1 pseudogene is annotated in these 361 nt (G+C 49.6%); it reads left to right on the top strand.

Features of this window, described 5'->3' with window-relative positions:
* Positions 1-99: 99 nt before the first annotated feature.
* Positions 100-361, top strand: a pseudogene (locus tag R0J88_RS19050) (hypothetical protein); the annotation flags it as partial.

Here is a 361-nt window from a genome sequence, read left to right as displayed (position 1 = left end):
CAGCACAGAAAAGGACTGAGCGTTTTGCGCCAGTCCTTTTTTGTTATCCTTTCAGTAAGTCAACGATTACTGCTTTTCATAACGGATGGGGAAAAGGAAATGGCAAAAGCAATTGCGAAAGGCAACAACATCAGCGAGTTACGTGATGCCATCGAAATGGTTGTGCGAATGTTAGCCAACAAAGGCATCAAAGTTACACAGTCCGGCATACAAGCGTTCGTATCCTACGACAAGACAACCCTAGAGCCGGAGCGGGTTAACATCCCGATGATCAGCGAGAAGTCGTCGCCGGAACTGGTCATCGCGATCAAGGGCTTCGTAGACCACGAAGTCGGCCACCTGCTGTTCACCGATCCGAAGG

The organism is Pseudoalteromonas sp. SIMBA_162 (assembly GCF_046535955.1).
GTDB classification, from domain to species: Bacteria; Pseudomonadota; Gammaproteobacteria; order Enterobacterales; family Alteromonadaceae; genus Pseudoalteromonas; species Pseudoalteromonas marina.
The sequence above is the reverse complement of the archived record's forward strand: the minus strand, read 5'-3'. Positions and strand labels throughout refer to the sequence as shown.